Origin of the sequence: Pseudomonas oryzihabitans (genome assembly GCF_006384975.1) — a bacterium.
Taxonomy (GTDB): domain Bacteria; phylum Pseudomonadota; class Gammaproteobacteria; order Pseudomonadales; family Pseudomonadaceae; genus Chryseomonas; species Chryseomonas psychrotolerans_B.
The window spans coordinates 4,289,912-4,305,886 of sequence record NZ_CP021645.1; the positions used below are offsets into that span (position 1 = coordinate 4,289,912).

The window sequence follows — 15,975 nt, forward strand, 5'->3', positions numbered from 1 at the left end:
TTCGCCAGAAGGATGGCAGGTTGTAGCCGAACACCCGGTACAGGGGGTATACGTAAGACGTATGAACACCACCTTTTCCCATGACCGCCTCGATCTGCTCGAGACCTTCGTCCGCATCGTCGAGGCCGGCAGCCTGTCGGCGGCGGCGCGCCAGCTCGGCACCACCCAGCCCACCGTCAGCCGCCGCTTGCAGGCGTTGGAAGCGGCCCTGCAGGTGCGCCTGGTTCAGCGCTCGACCCACGCCCTGAGACTCACCGAGGACGGCCAGCGCTGCTATCGCCAGGCCCAGCAACTGCTCGGCGACTGGCAGGCCTTCGCCGCCGCCCTGCACGGCGCCCATGCCGAACCCGAGGGGCGCCTGCGGGTGGTGATGCCCCATGCCTTCGGCCAGGAGCAACTGCTCGATCCGCTGGAAGCCTATCTGCGCCGCTATCCGGGCATGCAGGTGGATTGGGTGCTGAGCGACCGCGCGCCCAATTTCGTCGCCGATGGCGTGGACTGCGCCATCCGCGCGGGCGAAGTAGAAGACCCGGACACGGTGGCGGTGCGCCTGGGCGACGTCCAACGCATCCTGGTGGCGGCGCCGGAGCTGGCGGGGCCGCTCACCGGTCCCGAGGACCTGGCGGTGCTACCCTGGATCGCCATGAGCCAGTTCTACCAGAGCGAGCTGCACCTGGAGCGCCGGGCCTCGGGCGAGCGCCATATCGTGCCTCTGCGCCCCCGCCTGGCCACCGAAAGCCTCTTCGTGGCGCGCAATGCCGCAATACGCGGCCTGGGCTGCGCGGCGCTGTCGCACTGGATGGTCCGCGAGGATGTCGCCGCGGGGCGGCTGGTGCACCTGCTCCCCGACTGGCAGGCCGCGCCCCTGCCGATCTACCTCATCTACCCCTACGCCCGGGTCTATCCGGCGCGGCTGCGGCTGTTCCTCGACCTGCTGCGCGAGGCTTGCGCCCGGATGTTGGATGTGACGGCGCCCGTCTGACCGCGAGGATCAGGCGGGCGCGCAAGGGGCGATGGAGTCAGGCCAACCGCGCCTGCCGCACCGGCCGCCGCCCATCCACGCTCAAGGCACCAGCACCGAAGGCCGCTACCTGCAGCAGGCCACCGGCGATGGCCAGGTTCTTGAGGAAGTGGATCAGCTGGTTCTGGTCGGCGAAGTGGTTGTGGAACACCGCGGCGGTGACCAGGGTGAAGGCGGCCATGGCCAGAGCCACCGGACGGGTGCGATAGCCGATGAGCAGCAGGCTGGCGAGGCCCAGCTCGACTGCCAGGGCGCCGAGGTAGGCGAGGTCCGGGAAGGGCAGGCCCATGGCGGCGATGTAGCCCTTGGTGGCGGCCGGAGCGAGCAGTTTGCCCACGCCGCTGAACAGGAAGAGGCTGGCCAGCAGCAGGCGGCCGGTGGTGGCGGTGAAGGCTTGGGGGGTGTTCATCGTCAGCTGTCCTTTCAAGGTCTGGCATCCGGCTTGGATGCGATGGGCGCAGATTACTGTCCACCTTTAACTCGATTAAGTAGCTGATCGGCGTTTTACCGTCACGCATGAGTTGACTGTTCAACACGTTCAGGCCGTTGTTGTGACCTGAATCCTTTCACCTGCACGCCACAGCACAGACGTACAAAAACCAGCACAGACGTCCAAGGCCTCCCCCCAGCGTCCGGGCGAAAGTCCGCCCCATCGACGGCGCGGGGCCTTTCTCGCAGCCGACTCTCTCCTCAGGAGGATGGGCCATGCGCGAGGCGCTGCTGGATCTGGGACTCTTGTTCCTGCGCCTGGGCGGCGCCGGGTTGTTGTTGGCGGTGCATGGCCTGCCCAAGGCGCTGAACTTCCGCCAGCAACTCGGCTTGATCGAGGACCCGCTGCACCTGGGCGCCTGGCCGACACTGGCCTTCGCCGTCTTCGCCGAGGTGCTCTGCCCGCTGCTGATCGCCCTGGGCTGGGCGACCCGGCTGGCCTGCCTGCCGATCCTGCTGCTGCTGCTCATCGCGCTGGTGGCGGTGCATCCGGAGTGGTCGCTGGAGCAGGGCCAGTTCGGCTGGCTGCTGCTGGTGCTGTTCGGCACCCTGGCGCTCACCGGGCCGGGGCGCTATTCGCTGACGGCCTGGCTGGCCAGCCGCCGCGCGCCCCAGGGCGGCTTCGCGAGGGCGCTGTCATGACCGCCGCACTCGGGCAAGGCCCGCAACCGGCCCACGGCCGCATCGTCACCCTGGTGATCCGTCACCAGCCTCGGGCCGGCCAGCACCAAGGCCTACCAGCGCTGGTTGCAGCGCGCGGTCACCGCCGCCCGCGCGGCCTGTGGTCATCTCGGTGTGGACGTCATCCCGCCGGCCGAGGAGGGCGCCGCCTTCACCACCCTGGTGCGCTTCGCCGACGTCGACCAACTGCAGGCTTGGCTGGCTTCGCCAGAGCGCCAGGCGCTGATCGCCGAGGTAGCGCCGCTGCTGCGCGAGGCCGATGCCCCCGAGGTGCATGCCGACGCCGAATTCTGGTTCAACCCGCCACGCCCCGGCGTGCGCCAGCCACCGGCCTGGAAGCAGGCGGTGCTGACCTACCTGGTCATCGCGCCCCTGACGATGCTGATCCCGCCGCTGTGGCAGCCGCTGTTCGCGCGCTATCCGCTGCTGGCCAGCCCGGTGCCCAGCAACCTGCTGATCACCCTGTGCATCGTGCCGCTGGTGGTGTTCCTGATCATGCCGAGGGTGAGCCGCCTGTGCGCGCCCTGGCTCAACGCCCGCTCGGGCGCCTTTTCCACTCCCCCCACCGCTAGAGGCGAACAACCATGAGCACCTTCACCACCCGCGACGGCGTCGAGATCTATTTCAAGGACTGGGGCAGCGGCAAGCCCGTGCTGTTCAGCCACGGCTGGCCGCTGGACGCCGACATGTGGGACTACCAGCTGCACCATCTGGCCGCCAACGGCTATCGCGCCATCGCCTTCGATCGCCGCGGCTTCGGCCGCTCCAGCCAGCCCTGGAACGGCTACGACTACGACACCTTCGCCGACGACATCAAGCAGCTGATCGAGCACCTGGATCTGCGCGACGTCACCCTGGTGGGCTTTTCCATGGGCGGTGGCGACGTCAGCCGCTACCTGGCGCGCCACGGTTCGGCGCGGGTCGCCAAGCTGGCGCTGCTGGGCGCCGTCACCCCGCTGTTCGGGCAAAAGCCCGACTTCCCCCAGGGCGTCGAGCAGGGCGTCTTCGACGGTATCCGCGCTGGACTGCTCAAGGACCGCGCCCAGTTCCTCGCCGACTTCGCGCCGATCTTCTATGGCACCAACCAGGGCCAGGAGGTCTCCGCGGGCGTCTTCACCCAGACTCTCAACATCGCCCTGCTGGCCTCGCTGAAAGGCACCCTGGACTGCGTCACTGCCTTCTCCGAGACCGACTTCCGCCCGGACATGGCCAAGATCGACGTGCCCACCCTGGTGATCCACGGCGACGCCGACCAGGTGGTGCCCTTCGCGACCACCGGCAAGTTGGCCGCCGAGTTGATCCGTGGCGCCGAACTCAAGGTGTACGCCGGCGCGCCCCATGGTTTCGCGGTGACCCACGCCGAGCAGCTGAATCGCGACCTGCTGGCCTTCGTCGCCCGCTGAGCCTTCCCGGGCGCCCTGCGCCCGGGCTTCTGACCCTGGTCCCGGAGGCCACATGCAACACGCCGATCTGATCCTGCACAACGGCAAGCTCCACACCGTCGATCCCGAGCGCCCCGAGGCCACTGCGGTCGCCATCAAGGACGGCGTCTTCCTCGCCGTGGGCAGCGACAGCGCGGCCATGGCCCATCGCGGTCCGGCCACCCAGGTGGTCGACCTGCGCGGCCGCCGCGCCATTCCCGGCCTCAACGACTCCCACCTGCACCTGATCCGCGGCGGCCTCAACTACAACCTGGAGCTGCGCTGGGAAGGCGTGCCCTCGCTGGCGGATGCCCTGCGCCTGCTCAAGGACCAGGCCGAGCGCACCCCGGCGCCCCAGTGGGTGCGGGTGGTGGGCGGCTGGAACGAATTCCAGTTCGCCGAGCGGCGCCTGCCGACCCTGGACGAACTCAACCAGGCGGCGCCGGACACCCCGGTGTTCATCCTCCACCTCTACGACCGGGCGCTGCTCAATCGCGCCGCCCTGCGGGTGGTCGGCTACACCAAGGACACCCCCAATCCGCCGGGCGGCGAGATCCAGCGCGACGCCCGCGGCGAGCCCACCGGCATGCTCATCGCCCGGCCCAACGCCATGATCCTCTATGCCACCCTGGCCAAGGGGCCCAAGCTGCCGCTGGAGTACCAGGTCAACTCCACCCGCCAGTTCATGCGCGAACTCAATCGCCTGGGGCTGACCAGCGCCATCGATGCCGGCGGCGGCTTCCAGAACTACCCGGACGACTACCAGGTGATCCAGGAGTTGGCCGATGCCGACCAGCTCACCGTGCGCATCGCCTACAACCTCTTCACCCAGCGACCCAAGGAAGAGCTGACCGACTTCAAGAACTGGACCGGCAGCGTCACCCTGCACCAGGGCACCGACTTCCTGCGCCACAACGGCGCCGGCGAGATGCTGGCCTTCTCCGCGGCCGACTTCGAGGACTTCCTCGAACCGCGCCCGGATCTGCCAGCCACCATGGAGGCCGATCTGGAACCCGTGGTGCGCCACCTGGTGGAGCAGCGCTGGCCGTTCCGCCTGCACGCCACCTACGACGAATCCATCTCGCGCATGCTCGACGTCTTCGAGAGGGTCAATCGCGACGTGCCCTTCAATGGCCTGCCCTGGTTCTTCGACCACGCCGAGACCATCAGCCCGCGCAACATCGAGCGGGTCAAGGCGCTGGGCGGCGGCATCGCCATCCAGGACCGCATGGCCTTCCAGGGCGAATACTTCGTCGACCGCTACGGCGCCCAGGCCGCCGAGCAGACCCCGCCGATCCAGCGGATGCTCGCCGCCGGCGTGCCGGTGGGCGCGGGGACCGACGCCACCCGGGTCTCCAGCTACAACCCCTGGACCTCGCTGTACTGGCTGGTGAGTGGCCGCACCGTCGGCGGTCTGGCGCTTTACCAAGAGGGCCTGCCGCGGGCCACCGCCCTGCAGCTGTTCACCCAGGGCAGTGCCTGGTTCTCCTCGGAACAGGGCAAGAAGGGCCAGCTGCGGGTGGGCCAACTGGCCGACGTGGCGGTGCTCTCGGCGGATTTCTTCAGCGTCGAGGAAGAGGCCATCAAGCACCTGGAATCGGTGCTCACCGTGGTCGGTGGCCGCATCGTCTATGGCGCCGAGGAATTCGATCGCCTGGGGCCGGCGCCCTTGCCGGTCACGCCGGACTGGTCGCCGGTGGTCAAGGTGCCTGGTCACTGGAAACCCGGTGCACCCTTGCAGACCGCCGTGCACCAGTGCGCCGGTGCCTGTTCCGTGCATGGCCACGGCCATGAGCGGGCGCGCCAGAGCCGGGTGCCGGTAAGCGATTTCAGTGGCTTCTGGGGCGCCTTCGGCTGCTCCTGCTTCAGCTTCTGAGGACCGCCGCCATGACCGCCGCCACCCTCACGCCAAACACTGCCTCGCCCTGGCAGCCGCTGCGCCAGCGCACCTTTCGTTGGCTGTGGCTGGCCAGCATCGCCTCCAACATCGGTACCTGGATGCACGAGGTAGGCGCCGGCTGGCTGATGACCTCGCTGTCGGCCAGCCCGCTGGCGGTGGCCCTGGTGCAGGTGGCGGGGGCGCTGCCGATGTTCCTGCTAGCGCTGCCGGCCGGCGCCCTGGCCGACATCGTCGACCGGCGCCGCTACCTGCTCGGCGTGCAGCTGTGGATGGCCGCGGTAGCCCTGGCCTTGGCCAGCCTGACCCTGGCCGGCTGGATGAGCGTGCCGCTGCTCTTGGGCCTGACTCTGGCCATGGGCGTGGGCACCGCGCTGATGCTGCCGGCCTGGTCGGCGCTCACCCCCGAGCTGGTGGATAAAAGCGAGCTGCCCGCGGCCATCGCCCTGTCCAGCCTGGGCATGAACGTGGCCCGCGCCCTGGGGCCGGCGCTGGCCGGGGTGCTGGTCAGCCTGGCCGGCCCCTGGCTGACCTTCGCCCTGAATGCCGTGTCCTTCTTCGCCGTCATCGTCGCGCTCCTGACCTGGCGGCGCCAACCTGCAGCCGCCGTGCTGCCCGCGGAGCGCCTCTTGGGCGCGGTCCGGGTCGGTTTCCGCTACGCCCGCAGCTCCCCCCAGCTGCAGGTGGTGCTGGCCCGGACCGCCGCGTTTTTTCTCGGCGCCAGCGCCGGCATGGCTCTGCTCCCGCTGCTGGTCCGCCAGGCCCTGCAGGGCACTGCCCTGGATTTCGGCATCCTGCTCGGTTGCGTGGGCCTGGGCGCCATCGGTGGCGCCATGCTGCTGCCGCGGCTGCGCGAAAGACTCTCTAGCGACCTGCTGGTGGCCGGCGCCAGTGCCCTCTATGCGATCGTTTTGCTGGGGCTGGCCTGGGTCCGTGACTTCGCCTGGCTGCTGCCGGTGATGCTCGCCAGCGGCCTGGCCTGGATCGCCGTGCTCTCCAGCCTGCAGGTGGCGGCCCAGACCGCCGTCCCCGGCTGGGTGCGCGCCCGCGCCCTGGCCGTCTACATCCTGGTGTTCTTCGGCACCAGCGCCCTGGGCGGCACCCTCTGGGGCGCCGTGGCCAGTCACTTCTCCCTGACCGTCGCCCTGAGCGCGGCCGCTGCGGTGCTGCTGGCCGGCATCGTCCTGACCTGGCGCCTGCGCCTGCCGGTCACCCCGGCGGCGGACATCGCCCCCGCGCTGCACTGGCCGACACCCCTGCTCGACGACTCCCTGGACCGCGAGCGCGGCCCGGTGATGGTCACCCTGGAATACGACATCGCCCCCGAGCACGGCCCGGCCTTCCGCCAGGCCATGCAGGCGGTCGGCGGCATGCGCCGGCGCAATGGCGCCTTCTCCTGGGCGCTGCTGCAGGACAGCGCCGAGCCGCGACTCTGGCAGGAATTCTTCTGCGACGAATCCTGGCTGGAGCACCTGCGCCACCACCACCGCGTCACCCAGGGCGAACAGCTCCTGGAAGCGGCGGCGCGTCAGTACCAGACCCCCGGCGTACCCATCGCCATCCGCCATCTCCTGGGCGGCGCCTAGCGCGGCCCTTCCTCTCAACCCACCACCACTCCCTGAGGACTCCACCATGAGCAAGCCCTACAACCGTCTCGACAAGAACGATGCCGTCGTCCTGCTGATCGACCACCAGGCCGGTCTGATCTCCCTGGTGCAGGATTTCACCCCCAGCGACTTCAAGAACAACGTCCTGGCCCTGGCCAACAGCGCCAAGTTCTTCGGCCTGCCCACCATCCTCACCACCAGCTTCGAGCAGGGCCCCAACGGTCCCCTGGTGCCCGAGCTGCTCGAGCTGTTCCCCGAGGCGCCCTATATCGCCCGTCCGGGGCAGATCAACGCCTGGGACAACCAGGACTTCGTCGCCGCCATCAAGGCCACCGGTCGCAAGCAGCTGATCATCGCCGGCGTGGTGACCGACGTCTGCGTGACCTTCCCGGCGCTGGCCGCCATCGCCGAGGGCTTCGACGTCTTCGTGGTGACCGATGCCTCCGGCACCTTCGACAAGACCGTGCAGCAGGCCGCCTGGGCGCGCATGAGCGCCGCCGGGGTGCAACTGATGAACTGGTTCAGCGTGGCCTGCGAACTGCACCGCGACTGGCGCAACGACATCGAGGGCCTGGGTGCCCTGCTGTCCAACCACATCCCCAACTACCGCAATCTGATGACCAGCTACGCCAAGCTAGCCGCTAAATAATGGAAGAGGCAGTCCGGCGCCCGATCAGGCGCCGGACCGTCGCGGAGGGATGCCGTGAACCGCAACGACCTGCGCCGCATCGACCTGCACCTGCTGGTGGTGTTCGAAAGCCTGATGCACGAGCGCAACCTCACCCGCACCGCGGAAAAGCTCTTTCTCGGCCAGCCGGCCATCAGCGCCGCCCTGGTGCGCCTGCGGCAATTCTTTGACGATCCGCTGCTGGTGCGCAGTGGTCGCGCCATGGAGCCCACGCCGCGCGCCCTGGCCATTCTCGAACGGCTGCGTCCGGCGCTGGACGGCCTGTCCAACGCCCTGAGCGAGGTCGACGACTTCGATCCCGGTGCCAGCCGGGCGGTGTTTCGCATCGGCATGTCCGACGATGTCGAGTGTGGCCTGCTGCCGCCGCTGCTGAACCATCTGCGCGAGGTGGCGCCCCACTGCGTGCTGGTGGTGCGCAACGCCAACTTCCTGCTCTTGCCCGGCCTGCTCGCCAGCGGCGAGGTCTCCCTGGGCATCAGCTACACCACCCAGCTGCCGGCCAATGCCAAGAGTCGCACCCTGAGGCACATCCGCGCCCTGGTGGTGCGCGCCGACAGCGATCCCGCGCCCCTGAGCCTGGACGACTACTGCCGCAGACCCCATGTGCTGGTGTCCATGTCCGGCGATCTCTGCGGCAACATCGACGACGATCTGGCGCGTCTCGGCCGCTCCCGCAGGGTGGCCCTGGGCGTGCCACACTTCAACGGCCTCGGCGCCCTGCTGGCCGGCAGCGACCTGCTCGCCACCGTGCCTGACTACGCCGCCCGGGCACTGGCCGCGGGCGGCGGTTTGCGCTTCGAGGAGCCGCCCTTTCCCATCGTGCCGGCTCGGCTGTCGCTGGTCTGGCGCGCCGCCCAGGATCAGGACCCGGGCGAGCGCTGGTTGCGCGGGGAGATCCTCAGGTTCATGGGCGAGCCGGCGACGTAGCCGGGGCCGGGTCGGCCACCGCCCCGGAAATCCGCATGCCGCGGGTCTCCTTGCCGAAGGCCGCGAACACGGCGATCAACACGGCGACGGTACCGGCGACCAAGGCCATGGCCAGGCCATAGTTGCCGCCATGGACCGCGGCGATATGCGCCTGCAGGGTGGCGTTGACCGAGGCCAGCAGATTGCCCATCTGGTAGACGAAGCCCGGCAGGATGGCACGGGCATTGCCCGGCACCAGCTCGTTGAGATAGCTCGGCACTACGCCCCAGGCGCCCTGCACCATGAACTGCATCAGGAAGGCGCCGATGCCCAGGCTCCAGGAACCGCTGGAGAAGGCCCATAGCGGCAGCACCGGCAAGGACAGCAGGGCGGCCAGCATGATGGCTTTCTTGCGCCCGATGCGTTCCGACAGCGAGCCGAAGAACACGCCGCCGAGCATCGCCGCGATGTTGTAGCCGATGGCGATCAGGCTCACGGTGTGGGGATCGAACTGGTGCTGCACCTTGAGGAAGGTGGGGTAGAGATCCTGGGTGCCGTGGCTGAAGAAATTGAAGCAGGCCATCAGCAGCACCATGTACAGGCAGATCTTCCAGTGCTGGCGCAGGATCGGCAGCAGGGCGATGCTCTCCTTGCGCTCCCGTGCGGCCAGCCACACCGGCGACTCCGGCACCTTGAAGTAGATGAAGGGCAGCAGCAGGATCGGCAGGGCGCCGATCAGGAACATGCCGCGCCAGCCCACCGAGGAGAAGAACAGCCCGAAGACGATGGACGCCAGCAGGTAGCCGCAGGGATAGCCGGCCTGGAAGATCCCCGACATCAGTCCGCGCGAGCGATCGGGAATGGTCTCCATCGCCAGCGACGAAGCCACGCCCCAGACACCGCCCATGGCCACACCGTAGAGAATCCGGAAGGCCATGAACGCCATGAAGGTCGGCGACCAGGCGGACAGGAGCTCGAACAGCGAGAACAACACGATGTTGAGCATCAGGACCGGCCGGCGCCCATGCCGCTCGGCCAGCCGCCCGAAGATCAGGGCACCCAGCGGCCGCACCGCCAGGGTCAGCATGATCGACAGGGAGACGTCCGTCACCGAGTTGTGAAAGTACTGCGCCAGGTTGCTGAGGACGAACACCAGGATGAAGAAGTCGAAGGCATCCATAGTCCAACTGGCAAAGGTGGCGAAGGCCACGTTGCGCTGTGTCGAAGTCCAGGTAGACATGGCGATCTCCTTGCTCGAAAGGCTTCCGACCTCTGGCGGGTTCGCGGCTCAAGAGACAGGAAGCGGCGGGTTTGTAGTGGTTGTGTTCACAGCCTCCACCCGGAGCGCTTACGAAAGCCTTAAGGTTCGGTGGAAGGGGCGGTAGCGGTCACCATCAGCCGCATCGATAAGCGCTATCCGCCGGTACGATTTATGGGCGAGGGGGTTGGCTTCTTAGGATGGCTGCATACCTTCTGGAGCCTCGCCCATGAACCTCGCCATCTTCCGCCTGCTGGCCTGCGCCAGTTTCTTCGCCCTCCTGGCCGGCTGTGCCAGCTCCCACACAGCCTACCTGCAGGATGGCCGCACGGCCTACCTGGTGCAGTGCAACGGGGTATTCGGCAGCTGGTCCGGCTGCGCCGGCGAGGCAGCCGAACGCTGCACCACCGGCAGCTACCAGGTACTCGCCCGCAACCACCTCGACGGCGCCAGCGAAGCCCAGGCCGACGCCAGCGTCGCCGGCCAGTCCTACCCGGTGCGCAACCTGCTGGTGCAGTGCCAGGGCGAAAGATTCGCCTGGCGCGTCGGCACCTTCGTCCGCCGCCTGCCGGTGAGCGAGGGGTGAGGGGCGATCAGGAGGCTACCGGGCGTTTGGCGGTTGGTTGGAGGCAAGGGGCGGAGTTGCCATGCCTACAGGCACCGATGTGACCGCAGGAGCGACCGCATCGGCGGACCGCCATGGCAGAGATAGACCGTAGATACCGTCTTTGTTCCTCAGTGTGCAATCGCTAAAGCAGGGTCGAAAGGCTTGCCCGATTTGAGCACGCCATAGGCGATGGTCAGCAGCTTACGCATGGCGGCGCAGACGGTTTGTTTACCTCTTTTGCCCCTGGCTTTCAGACGCTCGGCTTGCGCCTTGATAGCCGGGTTGTAGGTCAGCGCCACGACAGCGGGTAGGTATAGCGCACTTCGTAAGCGGACTGATCCCATGCGCGAGAGGCAGGCATGGCCGCGCGCGAGACCGGATTCCTGTAGGCGTGGGTTCAAGCCAGCAAAGGCGGTAACGGCGCGGGCATTGGCGAAGCGGTCGATATCGCCGAGCTCCGCCAGGATCAAAGCGGCGGTCTTGTCGGCGATGCCGTCGATACTCACCAGCAGGTCGCGCTTACCACGTAAGTCTGGATCGTCGTCGATATGGCGTTTGATCTGTTCAAGCGTCCAGGCGATCTGCTCATCGAGCCGCTGCAAGACTGCCCGGATGGAGTCCTGGACTTTTTCCGGGCTGACCTCGAGCCGATTGAACTCCATCTGTCGTAGCGATTGGAGGTCCTCCAGGCGCCGGGTCAGCGCGCGAAGCGTGCGGATGGACACAGATTCCGGGTGCCAGTCTCGCAGACTATCCTCATGCCGCTGGCCATAGGTGGCGATCAGCTTGGCGTCGAGTTTGTCCGTCTTGCTGCGTTGCAACTGGCTTTGCGCATAGCGGGCGATCTGTGCTGGATTGAGCACTGCGATTCGGTAGCCCAGAGCATGGAAGTGCTCGGCGAGCGCTTCGTGGTAGATGCCCGTGGCCTCCATCACGATCCAAGCGCCTGGCTCGGCATGCTGTTGCAGCCAGTCTGCAAAGACCGCGAAGCCTGACGGGTCGTTGCTCAGCTTGCCCTTGGTCCGGTACTTGCCGTTGGACTGCAGGACCGCCAGATCGAAGCTGCGCTTGGCGATATCAACGCCCACCACTACGGCCATGATGTCTCCTCCTTCAGATGAGTCACGATCACGTCATCCCGTCCAACCTTGTGCAATACGAGCTCTAGAGGCTCTAGATACCGTTCGAACTTGGGGATGAGTGTGGCGGAGGCAGCCTATCTACGTTGCAAGCTCAAAGGCCTAAGGGTGGACACGGCTTGCCATCCTCCCCCGATGATCAGTCGGGGACTATGACCTCCTGAGGAGGCTGTAGTCGAGATACAAGGTTGGGTTGAGACGGCTCTATCGTCGAAGCCCAACATTGCCGGCGCCCGAGGCCCTGTTGGGCTTCGCTACGCTCAACCCAACCTACGGACTGGGGCACGACGGCTGATCGCGATCTTGCCGGGACTGATGGAGATGAACGCCTGCTCCGATAGCCCCCTCTCCCCTCGGGAGAGGGCTGGGGTGAGGGCGTGCCCCGCGCCACGAAGTCACCCGTGGAAAAGGCTGCGCCGTTTTCCACGCTACGGCTCTGATCGCGATCCTGCGGGTGCAGAGGATATGAAGGCTTGCTCGGATAACCCCCTCTCCCCTCGGGAGAGGGCTGGGGTGAGGGCGTGCCCCGCCACGAAGTCCCAGTGGAAAAGGCTGCGCCGTTTTCCACGCTACGGCTCTAAAGGTATTAGGGGTATAAGCTCAATGTCCTTATCAGCCAGACTGTAACCATCACTCGCCAAGTCCTTTGCGAGCGTCTGAAACATCTCGCTAATCCGCCAAGGCCTCTTCCAGCACCCGCAGGAACTCCCGCGTTGCCGGTGTTGGCAGGGGCGACCAGATGGCATAGACGTTCCGCTGCGGCGCATCGCTCACCGGCACGCTGGTAAGGCCGGCGAGGGTGGCGGCGATACTGCGCGGCACTAGGCCGATGGCCAGGCCGCGGCGCACGAAGCGCTCCAGGAGCTGCATGTTGCTGGTCTCGAAGCGAACGCGATGGGGCAGGCCCAGGGCGGCGAAGGCCTCGTCGGTCTGCCGTCGCGCGCCGCTGCCGGCCGGCAGGTCCACCAGCGGCAGCTCCACCAGCTCATGCAGCGACAGCCGTTCCCGCCCGGCCAGCTCATGCTCCGCCGGCAGCACCGCCACCAGTTCTTCGCTGAGCAGCAGGCGGTGCTCCACCGCCTCGAGCGTCACTTGCCGGGAGACGCCGATCAGGGCGAAATCCAGTTGCCGCTCGCGTACCGCCGCCAGCAGCGTCTCGCTCTTGTCCTGGCGCAATTGGATGTCCACCTGGGGATGGCGGGCATGGAAGGTGGCCAGCAGCTCGACGATATCCAGCCGAGGCACCGAGGAAATCAGGCCCACCGTCAGGGTGCCGCGAATATCGCCCACGGCCGCCGCCACGTCCTGCTGCAGCCGCGCCACCGCCGCCAGCGCCTGGCGCGCATGGACCAGCAGGGCCTCGCCTGCCGGGGTGATGCGTACCTGGCGCGGTAGCCGCTCGAACAGGGTGGCGCCCAATTCGGCCTCCAGCCGGGCGATCTGGTGGCTGAGCGCCGACTGCACCACGTGGCAACGCTCGGCGGCGCGGGTGAAGTGCCGCTCCTCGGCCAGGGCGACGGCGAATTTCAGCTGCTTGAGATTCATGGCTGCTATCTTGAAACGAGATGGTATTCATCTTAACGATTCATTTAACCGATCGTCAGCCTTGCCCGATACTGGCTGGCCCTTCCCGTCATGGACCGCCGCGGATGTCGACCCCCACCCCACCCCTGAGTCGCTGGCTGACCCTGCTCATGGCCGTCGCCACCGGCATCGCCGTGGCCAGCAACTACTACAACCAGCCACTGCTGCACACCATCGCCCAGCGCTTCGAGCTGAGCTACATCCAGGCCGGCAGTATCGTCACCACCGCCCAGCTCAGCTATGCCGCCGGCCTCTTGCTGCTGGTGCCACTGGGCGATCTGCTGGAGCGGCGACGCCTGATCGTCAGCATGTCCGTCATCGCCGCGGCCGGCCTTGCCCTCAGCGCCACGGCCACCAGTCTGCCCTGGCTGCTGCTGGGTACTGCCATGACCGGACTCTTCTCGGTGGTGGCCCAGGTACTGGTGCCCTTCGCCGCCACCCTGGCCGCACCGAAGCAGCGGGGCAGGGCGGTGGGCACCGTCATGAGTGGCCTCATCCTCGGCATCCTGCTGGCCCGTACCGTGGCCGGAGCGCTCTCGTCCCTGGGTGACTGGCGCACCGTCTATGCCGTGGCCGCCGGCCTCATGCTGGCCACCGCCCTGGCCCTGCGCCTGGCCCTGCCGCGCTACCAGCAGTCGGCGGGCCTGAGCTATCCACGCCTGCTGGGCTCGGTGTTCGTCCTCCTGCGTGACGAACCCCAGCACCGGCTGCGTACCCTGCTGGGCTGCCTGGGCTTCGCCGTCTTCGCGGTGTTCTGGACGCCCCTGGCCTTCCTGCTCGCCGCCGAGCCCTATGGCTTCGGCGACGGCACCATCGGCCTGTTCGGTCTCGCCGGGGCGGTGGGGGCCCTGGCCGCCAACCTGGCCGGACGCATGGCCGACAAGGGGCAGGGCAATCTTGCCACCAGCATCGGCCTGGCGGCCATGACCCTCGCCTGGCTACCCCTGGCCTTCGCCCAGACCTCCCTGGCAGCGCTGCTGCTCGGCATCCTGGTGCTGGATCTCGCCGTGCAGCTCACTCACGTCAGCAACCAGAACGTGGTCTATCGCCTGCGTCCCGAAGCTCGTAGCCGTCTCAATGCCGGCTACATGACCGGCTACTTCCTCGGCGGCTCCCTGGGCTCGCTGCTGTCGGCGCGGCTGTACGAGCACTTTGGCTGGACCGGTGTGAGCCTCGCCGGCTGCCTGCTGGCCGCCACGGCGCTGGCCGTCTGGTGCCTGTTTCTATTGCGGCAACGCCAAGCACGGGGGTGAGCCGGGATCATCAGCGCGGTCGATGATCGCTATCCCGCAGGACGATTTCTAGGCGAGCACCTGGGTGGGGACAATGACTCCACACCCACCCGACACAGGTACTCGCCATGAAAACCCTCACCGCCCTCTTCAGCGCCACCCTGCTCACCCTTGCCATCGGCCAATCCGCCCAAGCCGAGGAAAGCGCCCTGCGCCCCCTGGGTTCGCTGATCGAAAAACACCAGCAACAGGTTGATCGCACCCTGGCCGAGAACGGCGCCGACCGCAGCCTGCAGCCGTCGATCCAGCGTCAGCAGCAACGCCTGGATGGCCAACGTCTCGTCGCCTCCGGTGCCGAGCGCACTATCCAGCAGATGCCCCAGCGTCAGCCGACTCCCCAGGGCGCCTTCGCTTGAGGCCGCTAAACCGTCAGTCGGTCGCGCAGATAGTCCGAGAACAGCTGGACGATGCGCGCCGACTGACGATGTTGGGGATAGACCGCATAGACCGCCGCACTGGGCAGAGCGAAATCCTCCAGCACCTGCACCAGCGCACCCGAGGCTAGCGCCGCGCCGATGATGAAGGTCGGCAGCACCGCAATCCCCTGGCCAGCGATAGCCGCATCCCGTATCACCTCTCCATTGTTCGCCCTGAGTTGCCCCTGCATGGGCAGCACCAGCGGCTTGCCCCCGCGCTGGAAGCGCCACTCCACCTGCCGGCCATGCCCATACAGCAGACAACTGTGCTCGGCCAGATCCTCCGGCTGCACCAAGGGCGGCGCCTGGCGCAAATAGTCCGGGCTGGCGCAGGTCACCAACTGCATCTCGGTCAACCGCTTGGCGATCAGGCTGGAATCGGCCAGGGTGCCGATGCGGATCGACATGTCGTAGCCTTCCGCCAGCAGGTCCACCGCGCGGTCGTTGAGATCCAGTTCCAGGCGTATCTGCGGATAGGCCGAGAGAAAGTCCGGCAAAAGCGGACTCAGGTGCAGCGTCCCAAAGGTCATGGGCGCACTGACCCTCAGCACGCCCTGGGGCACCGTCCGCCGGCTGGAGAGCAGTTCCTCGGTATCGTTGACGTCCTCGAGGATCTTCACCGCCCGCTCATAGAGCAGCACCCCCAACTCCGTCGCCTGCAGGCGACGCGTGGTGCGATTGATCAACCGCACCCCCAGACTCTCCTCCAGCAACAGGGTCCGCCGGCTGACGAACTGCTTGGACAGCCCCAGCTTGTCGGCGGCGGCGGTGAAGCTGCCCTCGTTCAGGGTGGTGACGAACAGGCGCAGGTCTTCGAAATTCATGGCGGCATCCAGGCAGCGGAAAGAGCCCTCGCGGGCGGTCGAGCGACGGTCATTGTGCCAAATCGACGCCCCGCCAGCCGTGCCTTTGCGCTGCGACAGCCAATCGCCGCCCAAAAGAAAACCCCCTCGACACCAGGGGTGCGGA

16 protein-coding genes are annotated in these 15,975 nt (G+C 67.4%); 11 read left to right on the forward strand and 5 right to left on the reverse strand.

Translation table 11 applies throughout. The annotated features are described in order from the left end of the window. Positions 1 to 61: 61 nt before the first annotated feature. Entirely contained in the window at positions 62 to 982 is a 921-nt protein-coding gene (locus CCZ28_RS19255) for a LysR family transcriptional regulator (protein ID WP_140220429.1), read from the forward strand. Positions 983 to 1,019: 37 nt separating this feature from the next. On the opposite strand, the gene CCZ28_RS19260 is transcribed toward CCZ28_RS19255, so the two are convergent. Then, entirely contained in the window at positions 1,020 to 1,430 is a 411-nt protein-coding gene (locus CCZ28_RS19260) for a DoxX family protein (protein WP_140220430.1), read from the reverse strand. A 296-nt stretch (positions 1,431 to 1,726) separates the two neighbouring features. On the opposite strand from CCZ28_RS19260, the gene CCZ28_RS19265 reads away from it, so the two are divergent. The 7 genes from CCZ28_RS19265 (at position 1,727) to CCZ28_RS19295 (ending at position 8,731) form a co-directional block, all read left to right on the forward strand. Then, positions 1,727 to 2,152, forward strand: coding sequence for a DoxX family protein (locus CCZ28_RS19265; RefSeq protein WP_140220431.1), 426 nt, complete (start codon positions 1,727 to 1,729; stop codon positions 2,150 to 2,152). Positions 2,153 to 2,257: 105 nt separating this feature from the next. Next, positions 2,258 to 2,779 carry an antibiotic biosynthesis monooxygenase gene (locus CCZ28_RS19270; RefSeq protein ID WP_240795182.1) on the forward strand — a complete coding sequence of 174 codons (522 nt, stop codon included), beginning with the start codon at positions 2,258 to 2,260 and terminating at the stop codon, positions 2,777 to 2,779. Next, positions 2,776 to 3,594, forward strand: a complete 819-nt coding sequence (locus tag CCZ28_RS19275) for an alpha/beta fold hydrolase (RefSeq protein ID WP_140220432.1) — start codon at positions 2,776 to 2,778, stop codon at positions 3,592 to 3,594. The genes CCZ28_RS19270 and CCZ28_RS19275 overlap by 4 nt, the downstream gene beginning before the upstream one ends. A gap of 52 nt (positions 3,595 to 3,646) precedes the next feature. Further along, entirely contained in the window at positions 3,647 to 5,488 is a 1,842-nt protein-coding gene (locus CCZ28_RS19280) for an amidohydrolase (RefSeq protein WP_140220433.1), read from the forward strand. A gap of 11 nt (positions 5,489 to 5,499) precedes the next feature. Further along, the gene (locus CCZ28_RS19285; RefSeq protein ID WP_140220434.1) at positions 5,500 to 7,095 is read left to right on the forward strand and encodes an MFS transporter; all 1,596 of its coding nucleotides are present in this window, start codon (positions 5,500 to 5,502) and stop codon (positions 7,093 to 7,095) included. 46 nt (positions 7,096 to 7,141) lie between these two features. Further along, positions 7,142 to 7,765, forward strand: coding sequence for an isochorismate family cysteine hydrolase YcaC (ycaC, locus tag CCZ28_RS19290; RefSeq protein ID WP_140220435.1), 624 nt, complete (start codon positions 7,142 to 7,144; stop codon positions 7,763 to 7,765). Between the two features lie 54 nt (positions 7,766 to 7,819). Beyond that, on the forward strand, positions 7,820 to 8,731 hold the full coding sequence (locus CCZ28_RS19295) for a LysR substrate-binding domain-containing protein (RefSeq protein ID WP_140220436.1): 912 nt from the start codon (positions 7,820 to 7,822) through the stop codon (positions 8,729 to 8,731). Here the strand turns inward: CCZ28_RS19295 and CCZ28_RS19300 are convergent. Continuing rightward, on the reverse strand, positions 8,709 to 9,950 hold the full coding sequence (locus CCZ28_RS19300; RefSeq protein ID WP_140220437.1) for an MFS transporter: 1,242 nt from the start codon (positions 9,948 to 9,950) through the stop codon (positions 8,709 to 8,711). The two genes, CCZ28_RS19295 and CCZ28_RS19300, sit on opposite strands and share 23 nt — an antisense overlap. A 247-nt stretch (positions 9,951 to 10,197) precedes the next feature. Here CCZ28_RS19300 and CCZ28_RS19305 point away from each other — a divergent pair, with 247 nt between their 5' ends. Continuing rightward, positions 10,198 to 10,554: a hypothetical protein gene (locus tag CCZ28_RS19305; protein ID WP_140220438.1), complete on the forward strand. Its 357-nt coding sequence runs from the start codon at positions 10,198 to 10,200 to the stop codon at positions 10,552 to 10,554. Positions 10,555 to 10,703: 149 nt separating this feature from the next. On the opposite strand, the gene CCZ28_RS19310 is transcribed toward CCZ28_RS19305, so the two are convergent. Together CCZ28_RS19310 and CCZ28_RS19315 are read right to left on the reverse strand one after the other, a co-directional pair. Beyond that, positions 10,704 to 11,675: an IS110 family transposase gene (locus tag CCZ28_RS19310; protein ID WP_140219811.1), complete on the reverse strand. Its 972-nt coding sequence runs from the start codon at positions 11,673 to 11,675 to the stop codon at positions 10,704 to 10,706. A 708-nt stretch (positions 11,676 to 12,383) separates the two neighbouring features. Further along, positions 12,384 to 13,259, reverse strand: a complete 876-nt coding sequence (locus CCZ28_RS19315; protein WP_140220439.1) for a LysR substrate-binding domain-containing protein — start codon at positions 13,257 to 13,259, stop codon at positions 12,384 to 12,386. A gap of 104 nt (positions 13,260 to 13,363) precedes the next feature. Between CCZ28_RS19315 and CCZ28_RS19320 the strand changes: the two genes are divergently transcribed. Together CCZ28_RS19320 and CCZ28_RS19325 are read left to right on the forward strand one after the other, a co-directional pair. After that, positions 13,364 to 14,551 (forward strand): MFS transporter, encoded by a 1,188-nt coding sequence (locus CCZ28_RS19320; RefSeq protein WP_140220440.1) that lies wholly within the window; start codon positions 13,364 to 13,366, stop codon positions 14,549 to 14,551. Between the two features lie 107 nt (positions 14,552 to 14,658). Then, positions 14,659 to 14,946, forward strand: a complete 288-nt coding sequence (locus CCZ28_RS19325) for a hypothetical protein (protein WP_140220441.1) — start codon at positions 14,659 to 14,661, stop codon at positions 14,944 to 14,946. A gap of 5 nt (positions 14,947 to 14,951) precedes the next feature. Here CCZ28_RS19325 and CCZ28_RS19330 read toward each other — a convergent pair whose 3' ends face one another. Continuing rightward, positions 14,952 to 15,830, reverse strand: a complete 879-nt coding sequence (locus CCZ28_RS19330; RefSeq protein ID WP_140220442.1) for a LysR family transcriptional regulator — start codon at positions 15,828 to 15,830, stop codon at positions 14,952 to 14,954. Positions 15,831 to 15,975 lie beyond the last annotated feature (145 nt).

What these genes read in the sequence shown, in the direction of transcription:
- CCZ28_RS19255 (WP_140220429.1), top strand. Translation starts at nt 62, where the DNA reads ATGAACACCACCTTTTCCCATGACCGCCTCGATCTGCTCGAGACCTTC.
- CCZ28_RS19260 (WP_140220430.1), bottom strand. Translation starts at nt 1,430, where the DNA reads ATGAACACCCCCCAAGCCTTCACCGCCACCACCGGCCGCCTGCTGCTG.
- CCZ28_RS19265 (WP_140220431.1), top strand. Translation starts at nt 1,727, where the DNA reads ATGCGCGAGGCGCTGCTGGATCTGGGACTCTTGTTCCTGCGCCTGGGC.
- CCZ28_RS19275 (WP_140220432.1), top strand. Translation starts at nt 2,776, where the DNA reads ATGAGCACCTTCACCACCCGCGACGGCGTCGAGATCTATTTCAAGGAC.
- CCZ28_RS19280 (WP_140220433.1), top strand. Translation starts at nt 3,647, where the DNA reads ATGCAACACGCCGATCTGATCCTGCACAACGGCAAGCTCCACACCGTC.
- CCZ28_RS19285 (WP_140220434.1), top strand. Translation starts at nt 5,500, where the DNA reads ATGACCGCCGCCACCCTCACGCCAAACACTGCCTCGCCCTGGCAGCCG.
- ycaC (WP_140220435.1), top strand. Translation starts at nt 7,142, where the DNA reads ATGAGCAAGCCCTACAACCGTCTCGACAAGAACGATGCCGTCGTCCTG.
- CCZ28_RS19300 (WP_140220437.1), bottom strand. Translation starts at nt 9,950, where the DNA reads ATGTCTACCTGGACTTCGACACAGCGCAACGTGGCCTTCGCCACCTTT.
- CCZ28_RS19305 (WP_140220438.1), top strand. Translation starts at nt 10,198, where the DNA reads ATGAACCTCGCCATCTTCCGCCTGCTGGCCTGCGCCAGTTTCTTCGCC.
- CCZ28_RS19310 (WP_140219811.1), bottom strand. Translation starts at nt 11,675, where the DNA reads ATGGCCGTAGTGGTGGGCGTTGATATCGCCAAGCGCAGCTTCGATCTG.
- CCZ28_RS19315 (WP_140220439.1), bottom strand. Translation starts at nt 13,259, where the DNA reads ATGAATCTCAAGCAGCTGAAATTCGCCGTCGCCCTGGCCGAGGAGCGG.
- CCZ28_RS19320 (WP_140220440.1), top strand. Translation starts at nt 13,364, where the DNA reads ATGTCGACCCCCACCCCACCCCTGAGTCGCTGGCTGACCCTGCTCATG.
- CCZ28_RS19325 (WP_140220441.1), top strand. Translation starts at nt 14,659, where the DNA reads ATGAAAACCCTCACCGCCCTCTTCAGCGCCACCCTGCTCACCCTTGCC.
- CCZ28_RS19330 (WP_140220442.1), bottom strand. Translation starts at nt 15,830, where the DNA reads ATGAATTTCGAAGACCTGCGCCTGTTCGTCACCACCCTGAACGAGGGC.